Here is a 13,479-nt window from a genome sequence, read left to right on the forward strand (position 1 = left end):
ATGGAATACAGGAGGATGAAAATGGACAACCAGAATAATAAAAATAATGACAACAAAAATAATAAACAGGGCATTTCGTTTATTTTATTAGTTACTGTAATTGCTTCCATACTGGTTCTTGCATTGTTTCAGTTTCAGGGAACAACTTCTGCAACGGAGATTTCCTACAATGAGTTTCTGGATAAAGTAGACAAAGGTGAGGTTGAAAAGGTAGTAATCCAGAATGATAGAATTGTAATTACTGAGAAAAAAAGCAAAGACAGCGAAGTGGCAAAGGAATATTATACCGGAGTAGTAAGAGATGATACACTGTCTGAACGTCTGTATGAAGCAGGTGTTGAATATGAGCAGGAGATACCGGATACGACGTCAAGCATTATTGCCGAGGTGATCTTCACATTCCTTCCGATTGCGTTTCTGGTAGGAATGATTGTCTGGATGACAAGAAAGATGGCCAAGGGCGGAGGCATGATGGGCATAGGAAAAAGCAACGCCAAGATGTACGTGGAGAAGCAGACTGGTGTAACATTCAGGGATGTTGCGGGACAGGATGAAGCGAAGGAATCTCTGCAGGAAGTGGTTGATTTCCTGCATAATCCCGGGAAATACACAAGCGTTGGAGCGAAGCTGCCCAAGGGTGCATTGCTTGTAGGCCCTCCGGGAACAGGTAAGACATTACTTGCGAAAGCGGTGGCAGGAGAGGCAAAGGTACCATTCTTTTCGTTGAGTGGATCTGCATTTGTAGAAATGTATGTTGGTGTTGGTGCATCCAGAGTCCGTGATCTGTTCAAACAGGCACAGCAGATGGCACCTTGTATTATATTTATCGATGAGATCGATGCAATCGGTAAAAGCCGTGATAATCAGCTGGGAAGCAATGATGAGCGTGAACAGACTTTGAACCAGCTGCTTGCAGAGATGGATGGATTTGAAAGCAATAAAGGTCTGGTACTTCTGGCAGCGACCAACCGTCCGGAGATTCTGGATCCTGCACTGCTCCGACCGGGGCGTTTTGACCGTCGGATCATTGTCGAAAAACCGGATCTGAAAGGAAGGGTAGATGTATTAAAAGTGCATTCCAAAGACGTCAGAATGGATGAGACCGTGAATCTGGAAGAGATTGCGCTCGCAACTTCCGGAGCTGTGGGCTCTGATCTTGCCAATATGATCAATGAGGCTGCGATCAATGCCGTAAAACACGGAAGACATGCGGTATCACAGTCAGATCTGTTTGAAGCAGTCGAGGTCGTTCTGGTAGGTAAGGAAAAGAAAGACCGCATTATGAGTCAGGAAGAGAGAAAGATCGTATCCTACCATGAAGTGGGGCATGCGCTTGTCAGCGCACTTCAGAAAGATTCCGAGCCGGTGCAGAAGATTACGATCGTTCCGCGTACAATGGGAGCGCTGGGATATGTCATGCAGACACCGGAAGAAGAGAAATTCCTGAACACGAAGAAAGAGCTGGAAGCTATGCTGGTCGGCATGCTTGCAGGTCGTGCTGCAGAAGAAGTTGTATTTGATACCGTTACTACAGGCGCATCCAATGATATTGAAAAAGCGACGAATGTTGCAAGGGCTATGATCACGCAGTATGGTATGAGTGAAAAGTTCGGATTGATCGGACTGGAATCGATTCAGAACAGATATTTGGACGGAAGGCCGGTAAGCAATTGTGGACAGGAAACAGCTTCTGAGATCGATAAAGAAGTGATGAAGATGCTGAAGGAGGCGTATGAAGAAGCGAAACGACTTCTGACAGAGCATCGAAGATCTCTGGATGAGATCGCAGATTTCCTGATTGAAAAGGAGACCATAACCGGAAAAGAATTTATGGAAATCTTCCACAAAGTAGAAGGAATTGACCCGGATGCACCGAAGAAAGAAGAAGTAAGAATCGGTATGAATCCGGTGGAAGGTGATAATTTTGTGATGAAGCAGGCAGAGACATCACCGGAGATACCATCTGAGCCGGAAACTTTGACTCAGGAAGAGAAAGAGCCGGAAACTTCCGGAATGGAAGAAGAATAGCGGAGAAAAGAGAGGGAGAAGCGGGCAAAAAACAATGCGGCTTCTCCTTTTTTATCCTGGATTTCATGCAAAAGACGGGAAGGAAAAGAAAAACTGTGAGGGGAGACATATGAATACTACATTTGATATACAAGAAGAGCTAAAAAAACTGCCGGGAAAACCGGGCGTATATATCATGCATGATGAGAAGGACGCAATCATCTATGTGGGAAAAGCGATCAGTCTGAAGAACCGTGTGAGACAGTATTTTCAAAGCAGCCGAAATAAAGGTGTTAAGATAGAACAGATGGTGACTCATATTAGCCGATTTGAGTATATTGTGACAGACTCAGAGCTGGAAGCGCTGGTACTGGAATGTAATCTGATCAAAGAACATCGGCCAAAATACAATACGATGCTGATGGATGATAAGACGTATCCTTTTATCAAGGTGACAGTGGAGGAACCCTATCCCCGTGTGATGATGGCGAGAAGAATGGTAAAGGATAAGTCAAAATATTTCGGGCCATATACGAGTGCGGGGGCTGTAAAGGATACGATAGAACTGATCCGGAAACTATACCATATCAGAAGCTGTAACCGGAATCTTCCAAAGGATATAGGGAAGGAAAGACCCTGCCTGAATTATCACATTCATCAGTGTGAAGCGCCCTGCCAGGGATATGTATCCAGAGAAACATACAGAAAATCGATACAGGAGGTTCTGCATTTCCTGAATGGATATTATGCCCCGATCCTGAAAGAACTGGAGGATAAGATGCAGGCAGCATCAGAGGCTCTGGAATTCGAAAAGGCGATTGAATATCGGGAATTGCTGTCCAGTGTGCAGCAGATCGCACAGAAGCAGAAGATTACGGATACAGCAGGAGATGACAGGGATATTCTTGCCGCTGCATTGGAAGGGGAAGATGCGGTGGTACAGGTGTTTTTTATCCGGGGAGGACGCTTGATCGGCAGGGATCATTTTTATCTGAAGGTTGCGAAAGAAGATACTTCAGGGGAGATTCTGTCAAGCTTTGTAAAACAGTTTTATGCCGGAACTCCTTATATACCGGCGGAACTGATGCTTCCGGAGGAGATTGAAGATCAGGAGCTGGTAGAAGAATGGCTGACGAAAAAGAGAGGACATCGCGTTCATCTGAAAGTGCCCAAGAAAGGGACAAAAGAAAAGCTGGTGGAACTTGCGCAGAAGAATGCACAGATGGTATTGAAGAATGACAAAGAACGATTAAAAAGAGAAGAGGGAAGAACCATCGGAGCAGTCAGGGAACTGGAGAAGATACTTGGACTTCAGGGAATCGTCAGGATGGAGGCGTATGACATCTCGAATACGAGCGGTTTTAATTCTGTTGGTTCCATGGTCGTATATGAGAAAGGAAGGCCGAAACGCAACGATTATCGCAAGTTCAGGATCAAAAATGTACAGGGGCCGGACGACTATGCGAGCATGGAAGAAGTGCTTACGAGAAGATTCGAGCATGGGCTTCTGGAGAGAGAGGAAAAAGGAGAAGGAGGATTCAGTTCATTTCCGGATCTGCTCCTGATGGACGGGGGAAAAGGGCAGGTTAATATTGCACTGCAGGTTCTGGATAAGCTGCATCTGAATATTCCTGTGTGTGGAATGGTGAAGGATGATAATCACAGGACAAGAGGGTTATATTATCAGAACCAGGAACTTCCGATTGATCGAAATTCAGAATGCTTCCGGCTGATCACAAGGATACAGGATGAAGCACACCGATTTGCAATTACTTTTCACAGGCAGCTTCGCAGCAAAGGGCAGGTGCATTCGATCCTTGACGATATTCCCAGAATCGGACCGGCCAGAAGAAAAGATCTGATGAGAAATTTTGAAAATATAGAGGCGATCAGAAATGCTACGGTAGAGGAGTTGAAAGAACTGCCGTCTATGAACGAAAAATCTGCACAGGAAGTATATAAATTTTTTCACTAATGTTCTGCAGTGTGTTATAATTACAACAGGTGGATTTCAATTGCCTCCTGATATGTCAATTGCCTGCAGGAGGTGTTTGAGAAGAATATAGAGTGTATGAAGGAGATAAAGATGGCAAATAAGGTGAAACTGCAAAAAATCGTAGAAAAGATGAATCTGAAAAATCTGATTCCGGATGTGGATCTGTCAGATACCTTTGTAGAAGTTCCGGATATCAACCGGCCGGCACTTCAGCTGACGGGTTTCTTTGAACATTTTGATTCTGACCGGGTTCAGATCATCGGATACGTAGAGTATACATTCCTGGAGAAAATGGAAGAAGAGAAGAAGAAGGAGATCTATCAGACATTTCTGTCTTATCAGATTCCGTGTCTGATATTCTGTCGTAATCTCCCACCGGAGGAAATGCTGCTTGAGATGGCTGAAAAAGCGAATGTTCCGGTATTTCAGACGGAAAAGAAGACTTCAGAATTTACATCTGAGTTGATTCGCTGGCTGAACGTTGAGCTGGCACCGTGTATTTCTATTCACGGTGTACTGGTTGATGTATATGGTGTCGGAGTTCTGATCATGGGCGAAAGCGGAATTGGAAAGAGCGAGGCTGCACTGGAGCTGATTAAGAGAGGACATCGTCTGGTAAGTGACGATGTGGTTGAGATCCGAAGAGTCAGCGATGAGACACTTGTTGGATCAGCACCGGATATTACGAGACACTTTATTGAGCTTCGCGGAATTGGAATCGTAGATGTTAAGACGCTGTTTGGTGTATTGAGCGTCCGGGAGACAGAGAATATTGATCTCGTAATCACACTGGAAGAGTGGAACCGGGATAAAGAGTATGACCGTCTTGGACTGGAAGAAGAGTATACAGAATTTCTTGGAAATAAGGTTGTATGTCATCATCTGCCGATTCGTCCCGGACGTAATCTTGCCATCATCGTTGAGACAGCAGCAATTAATCACAGACAGAAGCAGATGGGATATAATGCAGCACAGGAGCTGTATAAACGTGTTCAGCAGAATCTGACGAAAAAATAGAGGGAGGAAAAGCGAAATGAAGTATTGCTTTGGAGTGGACATCGGAGGAACAACGGTTAAAATCGGACTTTTTACAACAGAAGGAGAACTTCTGGAAAAATGGGAGATCAAGACCCGTACAGAGAATAAAGGTGAAGCGATTCTTCCGGATATCGCAGAATCTCTGAAAAGAAAGATGGAAGAAAAAGGATTGGATGTACAGGAAATGTCCGGAATCGGGATTGGAATTCCTGCACCTGTAGATGCAAAGGGCGTTGTTCAGAATACGGCGAACCTTGGCTGGGGATATAAAGAGGTAAAGAGAGAGATGGAAGAACTGACAGGTCTTCCGGTAGAAGCCGGCAACGACGCCAATGTTGCAGCTCTGGGAGAGATGTGGCTGGGAGCAGGCAAGGGACAGGATAACATGATCATGGTTACACTTGGAACCGGTGTGGGAGGCGGCGTGATCGTAAATGGGCGTCCGCTGGTTGGAGCACACGGAGCTGGTGGAGAAATTGGTCACCTGTGTGTGAACTATGAAGAGACCGAACACTGTGGATGTGGAAAAACCGGATGTCTGGAGCAGTATGCTTCTGCTACGGGAATCGCAAGACTTGCCAGAAAGAGACTGGAAAAGGATGATACAGATACCGTACTGAGAGGATGTCATCTCAGTGCAAAGTCAGTGTTTGATGCATTAAAAGAAGGCGATAAAGTAGCGGAAGAGATTGTAGAGAAATTTGGTGAATATCTTGGATATGCACTTGCCAATCTGGCAGCAGTCACTGATCCTGCAGTGATTGTAATCGGAGGAGGCGTATCAAGAGCTGGAGAGATTCTTCTGGGATATGTAGAGAAGAATTTCCAGAAAAAAGCATTTTTCTCAAATAAAGATACAGAATTTGTTTTGGCAACATTAGGAAATGATGCTGGCATATGTGGAGCAGCAAAGCTGATCCTTTAAAAGAAAGAAAATAGAAGGGATTGTCTGGTTATATTTGAGACAATCCCTTCTTTCTTTATCTTTTTGTTGTTATTTATTGAGGGACAGTTCCTCCGGGATCACCGTCGGTACCGCCGCCGGTGCCTCCACCCGGATTCCCTCCGGGATCACCGCCGGTACCGCCGCCGGTATTGTCACCCGGAGTTACTGGTTCTACCGGCACAGAATCTGATGGATCAACCTCTTCTTCCGGTTCTTCCGGTTCTACCGGTTTATGGCCCGGACATACTTCCGTCGGAGCCGTGTCGGTTGCAAAATACTCTGTTATTGCAGGACAGCTTCCGGATACAGCCAGTTTTCCGGTCTTAGAACAGATGGTTTTCTTCTCTACGGAAGAAGGCATCTTGAAGTCTTTTGGTTCCAGATTCTGATGGATACGGCTCATGATGGATTTCCAGATTCGGAATCGGAAATTCGTGTCTGAGTTACAAGGTTTGTTATCATCGTAACCTCCCCATACCGCACAGGTATAATATGGAGTAAATCCACAGAACCACAGGTCTACGTTGGAAGTTGTGGTACCCGTCTTACCGGCTACAGGCATATTACCGAGTCTGCATGCTGTACCGGTACCCGAATTCACTACGTCTTCCATTGCGCTGGTAAGAAGAGCCGCTGTGCTGTCTTTGATCACAGTACGGGATTCCCCGGTGCCTTCGAGAAGTACATTTCCGTCATGATCAAGGATCTTTGTGTATAGAGTTGGCTGATTATAAACACCGCCGTTGGCAATGGTAGCATAAGCTGCACACATTTCATAATTGTAGACACCTTCTGCAATACCGCCAAGTGCCAGTGTCTGCGTTGTCTTATCATCGTAGATGCCGCCATTGATTTCCTTGTTGGTTACCAGAGTGCTGATGCCAAATTTTTCACAGTATTCATATCCCAGTTCCTGGGTGATTTCATCGCTTAACTTTACAGCACATACATTGATCGACCAGGTAATGGCTTTTCGAATCGTGGTTGGGCCACCATATCTTCCGTTGGCATTACGGAGCTGCTGCCCGTTTTTCAAGGTGTACGGTTCATCTACAATGGTGGTTGCAAGGCTCTTGCCGCAAGAATCCAGTGCAGGAGCATAAGCCGCAAGAATCTTGAAACAGGAACCGGGCTGTCTCTTAGCACCCGTATATGCACGGTTAAGCCCCAGGCTTGTCGTCTTGGCGCCTCGTCCTCCGACCATGGCCTTGATCTGTCCGGTAGACTGATCAATGATGGTTACGGATGCCTGTGGCTGCGGAGTAATTTCAAAACGTTCATCATAAGTGTCGCCTTCCTGAGCGATGGTTGCCTTCCATTCTTCTACCATTGCACGGGCAGCTTCTTCGCTGGAGTAGAGAAGTCCCTGTTCATTGCCATATGTCTGTTTTACATAGGCTTTGATATTATTGCTTCCGAAATTTTCTACCGTACCGTCTGCACGTGTAACGGTAAGCGCATAATCCAGACCGTATTCTTTTAGTGCGGGATAATTAGCATCGTTGTTCATCTCCTCGTCGCAGATCTGCTGCATGGCAAGATTCTGTGTAGAATAGATGCTGAGACCGCCGCTGTATACAGCATTATATGCCTGAGTCTCTGTGTAACCAAGCTGTTCACAGAGATCGTTAATTACCTGTTCTGCCAGTGCATCTACGAAGTAACTGTAAGGGTTGTCGTCAACGCTTGCACTGTTGTTGACTGTCTGGATGCGGGCATAGACATCATCAGCCATTGCCTCGTCGTATGCGGCCTGATCAATATAGCCCTGATCCAACATGTTTTTTAATACTTTATCACGACGCGTCTGATTGGATTCCGGATTGGTGATCGGATTGTAGTCTGTCGGATTCTGTGTGATTCCGGCGATTACAGCACACTCTGAAAGTGTCAGTTCAGATACATCTTTGTTAAAGTATCTCATGGAAGCTGCCTGCACTCCGAGGCAGTTCTGTCCAAGGTTGATTGTATTCATATAGCTTTCAAGAATCGTATCCTTGTCCATCTGTTTTTCAATCTGAAGTGCCAGATACTGTTCCTGAATCTTACGTTCCAATCGGTCATAGAACGTTTTTTCTTTTGTGAAGTTCGGAAATACATTGTTTTTGATCAGCTGTTGGGTGAGTGTACTGGCTCCCTCGGAAAAGTGTCCGCCGGAGGTGATACCTACAACAGCAGCACGTGCAATACCCTGAAGGTCAATACCATTGTGTTTGTAAAAACGTTCATCTTCGATCGCAACAAAAGCATGCTGAAGATCTTTTGGAATTTCGTCTATAGACTTGTATACACGGTTGGAACCGGAAGATACAAATCGTTCAATCTCCGTAGTGCCATCGTCGGCATAAACGAAAGTAGTGAATCCCTGCGGTTTTACATCTTCCGGAGAGATATCAGGGGAATTGGCAAGTATTTTTTTGACAAAAAGTCCACCGCCGATAACTCCGATCACTGCCAGAACGATAATGCATAAAAGCAGTGCTTTGAATAATCGGATGCCGACACGTTTTCCCTGCATGGTGGATTTGGATGTTATTTTCTTTTGCTTCTTCGAAGCTTTTTTCTTTCCATAATTCATGCGATTTGGCCTCCTTTATACCATGTCATTATAGCAAATAAGCCTGTGTTAATAAAGAAAAAAATAAAAAGTTCATATTTCGGTAGGAAAATCTTAAGAAATTCGTTATATTAATATGTAGAAGAGTGACAACAGACAGGAGAAAGAACATATGTTATCAGAATATAAGACAGTTTATGAAGGTGGAGAGGGAGAAATTATAGAAAAAAAGTCACGTTTTATTGCGACAGTGATTCCTGCTGCAACAGAGGAAGAAGCCCTTTCTTTTATCGAATCTATGAAAAAAAAGTACTGGAATGCAACACACAATTGTTTTGCATATGTGATCGGAGAACGCGGAGAGCTGCAAAGATGCAGTGACGACGGGGAACCGGGCGGAACAGCAGGCAAACCGATGCTGGATGTTCTGAATGGAGAGGAGATACGTAATGTTGCAGTAGTTGTAACCAGATATTTTGGAGGAACGTTACTTGGAACTGGTGGACTGGTCCGCGCATATTCATCTGCTGCAAGAGAAGGACTTCATTCATCTGTAATTATAACCAAGATTCATGGAGTTAAACTTCATATTGCTACGGATTATACGGGACTTGGGAAGATCCAGTACATTCTGGCACAGCGAAACCTGAAGGTTCTGGATACGGAATATACAGATAAAGTGGATATATATGTACTGGTTCCGGAAAGTATGCAAAGAGAAGTACAGGATGCGTTGGTGGAAGGAACGAATGGGCAGGTGAAGATGCAGGTGATTCAGGATTGTTATTTTGCAGAAATTGATGGAGTTCCAACTGTTCTTGAGTAAAAACGGGGGCTGTCCTGAATATGTAGTTCAGGACAGCCCCGTAAAATTAATGTGTCAGTTCAGATATGGAATTATGAAAATTCCGGTTCAATCAATCCAAATGTTCCGTTTTTTCTTCTATATACAACATTTACTTCGTCAGTCTCTGCGTTGCAGAATACATAGAAATCATGTCCAAGTAATTCCATCTGCACACATGCATCTTCCGGATACATTGGTTTGAATCCGAATTTTTTGGTTCGGACAATCCGGATCTCGTTGCCATCTTCTGTATTATCTTCTGTTTCAATGAATTCTTCCTTGAAGTTACTTCCTTCCTGATGCTTTGCAACCAGTTTGTTTTTATATTTGCGAAGCTGACGCTCGATCACTTCTTCCACGAGGTCAATGGATACATACATATCGTTACTTTCCTGTTCGGAGCGGATAATACCGCCTTTGACGGGGATGGTTACTTCAATTTTCTGGCGCTCTTTCTGAACGCTTAATGTTACATGGATTTCCGTGTCTGGAGTAAAGTACCTTTCTAATTTTCCCAGTTTGCTTTCTACGGCCTCTCTCAAACCTGGTGTTACATCGATGTTCTTTCCGATAATGATAAACTTCATGCTGTCCAACTCCTTTTCGACATAATTTCAAATAAAATGTACTTGACAGAATTGAAAAAAATGTATAGTCTGACAATTTCTGCCTTGAATTACAATCTATCTGATATATGTAGTATATCATGTTTGGACGTTAATGTATAGCACGGATTACTTCAATTCTTGTAATTTTTCCGTCGTGCATCTTGGCAACCCGAAGTCCACAGTCTTTGAAATAGAAGCAGGCGCCTACACCGAGTTCAATATCATGGTCGGCCAGATTGCGGGACAGTACATCCAGCAGGGTTTCGCCGGGTTCATAGGGAATATTGACTCCCAGGATTTTGTTGACTGCCTTTGCCTTGGAGGTAGCACGGAAGATAATTTCATCCGCAACATCAAACTCACAAAATAAAAACTTTCTTGTGGCAAATAGTACTGCGATCGCACATACACCGATCAGACTGCTGTAGACAGAAGTGTGATCGATAATGATCTGACGGGCGATTGCAAACAAAAGAACTTCAAATACGGTGTTGGGAGAATGGGAATACATCATCCGGATCAGCTCAACACCGATGATCAGATTGAAACAGGTCTCCAGCAGATCGTCATAGTTCGGCCAGATATTCAGATCGGGAATATTCCCAAGTGATACAACCATGCGAAGACACAGAAGTATAACTCCGATAGCCAGCATAATGGCAATCACGAATTCCAGAATGACTGCGACTCGTTTTAAAAAACTTGATACGAATTGTCTCATGATTCTCTCCTTATTTTTTTACTGAATAGAAATGGATAGATTACGAGTACCCATAGCACCAGTATAAAGTATTCTGTTGCTTTTGCCAAGATGGAAGTTCCCAGGAGAAGAGGAAGTCCCTTCCTGAGAAGCAGTGCACCGGTAAGGCCGAGTAAAAGCTTTCTTACCTGAGATTGCAGGTTTTTACATTGAGTAGAAAAGTTCAGATAAGTCTGTTCCAGATACCATCCAATCGCAAATCCAAGACCCGCACCGGAAGCCTTGCAGCAGTCCATGGCATACTTTGTTTCAATTGTACCGGTCCCATTTAAAATCAGGGCATAGAGCGCAGCACAAATACTGGAGAGAACGAGAATGGCAGCAATTGCCTTCCGTGATTTTTCCTGATCCAGAATCAAATGCTGGTATTTCCAGAGTAATGACGCAAGGATCAGAGACAGAATCATAGATGTCAGGACATCTTTGGGCGTATGGCATCCAAGATACATCCTGGAAAAACCGATTAAGAGAAATGCAAGAATACAGAGTAGTTTTAGCCAGATCCGTCTGGCTTTTAATGAAAGTGGAAAAAACAGGCAGGTTGCCCCCTGTGTGTGCCCGCTCGGGAAGGAATATCCGGTGGCACCCGGTACGGCACTTTCAACAGCATGGAATGTTGGATCCAGTATCCAGGGCCTTGGGATGCGGAATGTTATTTTTAAAGTCTGTACACATAATCCGGCGCTGAAGTACGTAAATCCCATAAGATAAGCAAAGCGCTTATCCACACACCAGTACAGTGTGCAGATAACCGCTATGATAATTAGTTCCTGGCCGAAGTATGTGATGAACTGCATCAGTTTGTCTAAGAAGGGAGTACGGATCCCTTCTAACAGCCATAAAAATGTCATGATCTGTTTCCTCGTTTTCTCATTTTTGGATCCAGAATCTTCTTACGGATACGAAGAGATTTTGGAGTTACTTCCAGTAATTCGTCTGTATCAATGAAGTCAATGGCCTGTTCCAGACTTAAGACTTTCGGCGGAGTCAGGCGAAGTGCCTCATCTGCGCTTGAAGAGCGGGTATTGGTCAGATGTTTGGTCTTGCATACATTGACTTCAATATCATCAGTCTTTGCATTTTCACCGATTACCATACCTGAATATACTTTTTCACCGGGACCGATGAAGAGAGTTCCACGTTCCTGAGCGCTGAACAGACCATAGGTTACGGATTCACCGGTCTCAAAAGCAATCAGAGAACCCTGTTTCCGGTATTGGATATCACCTTTATATGGGGCATATCCGTCAAAAGCAGTATTCATGATACCATTTCCTTTGGTGTCTGTTAAAAAATCACCGCGATAACCGATCAAACCACGGGATGGAATCTTGAATTCCAGTCGTGTATATCCTCCGTTGGCAGCTCCCATTGCCTGCAGTTCGCCTTTTCTCTGGCTCAATTTTTCAATGACAACACCGGTAAATTCGTCCGGAACATCGATATAGGCAATTTCCATTGGCTCAAGTAATTTGCCTTTTTCATCGTGTTTGTAGAGAACTTCAGCTTTGCTGACTGCAAATTCATATCCTTCACGGCGCATATTTTCTACCAATACAGACAGGTGGAGTTCGCCACGACCGGATACTTTAAAGCAATCCATGTTCTCTGTATCTTCTACACGCAGGCTGACATCTGTATTCAGTTCTCTGAACAGACGGTCGCGTAAGTGGCGGGAGGTCACATATTTTCCTTCCTGCCCGGCAAAAGGACTGTCATTGACAACAAAATCCATGGCTATGGTCGGTTCGGAGATCTTCTGGAACGGAATAGGTTCCGGGTTTTCCGGAGAGCAGAGTGTATCACCGATGGAAATATCCGAGATACCGGAGATCGCCACGATGGATCCGATGGTTGCTTCCTTGACTTCTACCTTTTTCAATCCGTCAAACTCATAGAGCTTACTGATCTTTACTTTTTGTTGTTTGTCGGGATTGTGATGGTTTACAACGACCATATCCTGATTGACAGAGATAGTTCCGTTATCAACTTTTCCAATGCCGATACGACCGACATATTCATTATAATCAATGGTACTGATCAGAACCTGACCTGGAGCTTCCGGGTCACCCTCCGGTGCAGGAATGTATTCCAGAATGGTTTTGAATAATGGTTTCATATCCTGTTCTTTATCAGACAGATCCAGAACAGCAACACCTGCTTTTGCAGATGCATAGACGAAAGGACAGTCGAGCTGTTCGTCTGAAGCACCCAGATCGATCAGAAGTTCCAGAACTTCATCAATGACTTCTTCCGGTCTTGCTTCCGGACGGTCTATTTTATTGATGCAGACGATAACAGGAAGGCTTAAGTCAAGTGCTTTTCTCAGCACGAATTTGGTCTGCGGCATTGCACCTTCAAAAGCGTCTACAACCAGAATCACACCGTTGACCATTTTTAAAACACGCTCTACCTCGCCGCCGAAATCTGCATGTCCCGGAGTATCAATAATATTGATCTTAACACCATTGTAAGTGACAGCAGTGTTCTTGGAAAGGATCGTGATACCACGTTCTCTCTCGATGTCGTTGGAGTCCATGACACGTTCGGCTACTTCCTGATTCTCACGGAAGACACCGCTTTGTTTTAATAATTCGTCTACTAAAGTTGTCTTACCATGATCAACATGAGCAATAATCGCTATATTACGTACATCTTCACGTTTTGTATTCATACGAATCTTCCTTTTCTCTTCCTATGTTTATATATAACTCCATTAG

Annotated in this window: 10 protein-coding genes; 5 read left to right on the forward strand and 5 right to left on the reverse strand. The window is 44.3% G+C overall.

From position 1 onward, the window contains the following. The first annotated feature begins 21 nt into the window (after positions 1-21). The 4 genes from ftsH (at position 22) to JQM82_RS11335 (ending at position 5,966) form a co-directional block, all read left to right on the forward strand. On the forward strand, positions 22-2,028 hold the full coding sequence (gene ftsH / locus JQM82_RS11320) for an ATP-dependent zinc metalloprotease FtsH (RefSeq protein WP_235250439.1): 2,007 nt from the start codon (positions 22-24) through the stop codon (positions 2,026-2,028). Positions 2,029-2,137: 109 nt separating this feature from the next. Continuing rightward, positions 2,138-3,982, forward strand: a complete 1,845-nt coding sequence (gene uvrC, locus JQM82_RS11325; protein WP_235250440.1) for an excinuclease ABC subunit UvrC — start codon at positions 2,138-2,140, stop codon at positions 3,980-3,982. 111 nt (positions 3,983-4,093) lie between these two features. Then, positions 4,094-5,020, forward strand: coding sequence for an HPr(Ser) kinase/phosphatase (gene hprK, locus JQM82_RS11330; RefSeq protein ID WP_235250441.1), 927 nt, complete (start codon positions 4,094-4,096; stop codon positions 5,018-5,020). Positions 5,021-5,036: 16 nt separating this feature from the next. Further along, positions 5,037-5,966, forward strand: a complete 930-nt coding sequence (locus tag JQM82_RS11335) for an ROK family glucokinase (protein WP_235250442.1) — start codon at positions 5,037-5,039, stop codon at positions 5,964-5,966. Between the two features lie 73 nt (positions 5,967-6,039). Here JQM82_RS11335 and JQM82_RS11340 read toward each other — a convergent pair whose 3' ends face one another. Further along, positions 6,040-8,565 (reverse strand): transglycosylase domain-containing protein, encoded by a 2,526-nt coding sequence (locus tag JQM82_RS11340; protein ID WP_235250443.1) that lies wholly within the window; start codon positions 8,563-8,565, stop codon positions 6,040-6,042. Positions 8,566-8,716: 151 nt separating this feature from the next. Between JQM82_RS11340 and JQM82_RS11345 the strand changes: the two genes are divergently transcribed. Then, positions 8,717-9,370, forward strand: a complete 654-nt coding sequence (locus JQM82_RS11345; RefSeq protein ID WP_235250444.1) for a YigZ family protein — start codon at positions 8,717-8,719, stop codon at positions 9,368-9,370. 71 nt (positions 9,371-9,441) lie between these two features. Here the strand turns inward: JQM82_RS11345 and hpf are convergent, their stop codons facing one another. The 4 genes from hpf to typA form a co-directional block, all read right to left on the reverse strand. Next, on the reverse strand, positions 9,442-9,978 hold the full coding sequence (gene hpf, locus JQM82_RS11350) for a ribosome hibernation-promoting factor, HPF/YfiA family (protein WP_235250445.1): 537 nt from the start codon (positions 9,976-9,978) through the stop codon (positions 9,442-9,444). A 130-nt stretch (positions 9,979-10,108) separates the two neighbouring features. Further along, positions 10,109-10,720, reverse strand: a complete 612-nt coding sequence (locus tag JQM82_RS11355; RefSeq protein ID WP_235250446.1) for a transporter — start codon at positions 10,718-10,720, stop codon at positions 10,109-10,111. Further along, the gene (locus JQM82_RS11360; RefSeq protein WP_235250448.1) at positions 10,717-11,610 is read right to left on the reverse strand and encodes a phosphatase PAP2 family protein; all 894 of its coding nucleotides are present in this window, start codon (positions 11,608-11,610) and stop codon (positions 10,717-10,719) included. The genes JQM82_RS11355 and JQM82_RS11360 overlap by 4 nt, the downstream gene beginning before the upstream one ends. After that, a complete protein-coding gene (gene typA / locus JQM82_RS11365) occupies positions 11,607-13,433 on the reverse strand; it encodes a translational GTPase TypA (protein WP_235250449.1) in 1,827 nt (608 codons plus the stop codon). The genes JQM82_RS11360 and typA overlap by 4 nt, the downstream gene beginning before the upstream one ends. Between the last annotated feature and the right edge of the window lie 46 nt (positions 13,434-13,479).

Source organism: Faecalicatena contorta (assembly GCF_021531995.1).
Lineage (GTDB): Bacteria > Bacillota > Clostridia > Lachnospirales > Lachnospiraceae > Dorea_A > Dorea_A contorta_A.